Below are 1,584 nucleotides of genomic sequence, written 5' to 3'. Positions count from 1 at the left end.
CGTGGTGTGAGGCATCTGCACTCCATTCAGAGTCCGTATTTGTAGTCCATAGAATGGCTGATCTGGACCCAGACGGTGCGCTAAATCACGGTAGAAGAAGACCTGGCCGCCGCCCGCATGCATGCAGTAGAAGGGCGGCTTGGAGCCGCCGGGTTGAATCGGCACGAGCGACGACCACCGCGAAGTCCACCCTTGCTGGCGCAGAATGTCAGCGAGCTGCTCAATCGTCGGCGCTTGAAAGAGCGTCGCCAGGGGAAGGTTTCTACCGAAGCTCTTTTCGATTTGCGCAAACAGGCGCACGGCCAGCAGTGAGTGTCCTCCGAGATCAAAGAAGTTGTCCTTGACGCCAATCGGCTCGACGCCGAGGACCTTCTCCCACATCTTGGTGAGTTGAAGCTCTAGAGTATCCCGCGGCGCGAGGAAAGCTCTTTCCAGCTCGGGTCGCTCCTGGTCGGGCACAGGCAGCGCGCGCCGATCAACCTTCCCGTTAGGCGTCAAAGGCAACTCGTGAAGCATCACAAAAGCCGACGGCACCATGTACTCCGGCAACTTCTCTTTTAAGAAGCCGCGCAACTCACTAACGTCGGGCAGCGGCGCCTTCTGAACATCGGCGTCGGCCATTAAATGCTGCGGCACTTTCCCTTTCATTCGGCTGATAATTTCACTAACAGTGGGCGCCGGCCCCTCTTGGGCAACTACATAAGCCACAAGGCGTTTGTCACCAGGCTCATCCTCCCTGGCCACCACTACCACTTGTTCAATCGCCGGGTGCTGCAACAGCGCCACCTCGATCTCGCCCAGCTCAATGCGGAAGCCACGGATCTTCACCTGCTGGTCAATCCGTCCCAAATACTCGATATCTCCATCAGGCCAGTACCGCCCCAAGTCGCCTGACTTGTACAGCCGCCCCTGAGTCTTGCCGCTAAAGGGGTCCGCGATGAACCGCTCATCGGTCAACTCCGCGCGGTTCAGGTACCCGCGCGCCACGCCTGCGCCGCCGATATAGAGTTCACCCGGCACTCCGACCGGCACAGGTTGCAGATGCCGATCCAGCGCATACACCTGTAGGTCCGGGATCCGCCGTCCGATCACGCTTCCGGTCGACCGCTCCATGTCAGCCATCGTCAACGGACGATGTGTCACATGGACTGTCGTTTCCGTAATGCCGTACATGTTGACTAGCTGCGGCCTCTCGTCTCCATGTCGCTCGAACCAGGGCCTCAGGCTTTTCAGCTCAAGCGCCTCGCCGCCGAAGATGACGTAACGTAGGGCCAGCTTGTCCGCCGCGCCGGCACCCGCCTCCGCCTCCATCAGCTGGTGGAAGGCCGACGGAGTCTGATTCAGCACTGTCACCCGCTCGCGCCGCAGCAAGTCGTAAAACGCCTCCGGCGAGCGGCTCACCAAGTAGGCCACTACCACCAGCCGGCCACCGTAGGCGAGCGCGCCCCACAATTCCCAGACCGAGAAGTCGAAGGCGTAGGAGTGAAACAGCGTCCACACGTCATGCTCGTCGAAGTTAAACCACGCCTCGGTCGCTTTGAAGAGACGGACCACATTATGGTGAGTTACTAACACCCCTTTCGG

General features: G+C 59.9%; 1 protein-coding gene. It reads right to left on the bottom strand.

Features of this window, described 5'->3' with window-relative positions; translation table 11 throughout:
- On the bottom strand, positions 1 to 1,575 hold a 1,575-nt coding region (locus VES88_02940; GenBank protein ID HYN80431.1), incomplete at its 3' end, for an AMP-binding protein.
- Between the last annotated feature and the right edge of the window lie 9 nt (positions 1,576 to 1,584).

This window comes from Gemmatimonadaceae bacterium (assembly GCA_035633115.1).
Lineage (GTDB): Bacteria > Gemmatimonadota > Gemmatimonadetes > Gemmatimonadales > Gemmatimonadaceae > UBA4720.
This window is presented reverse-complemented; position numbering and strand designations above follow the sequence as displayed.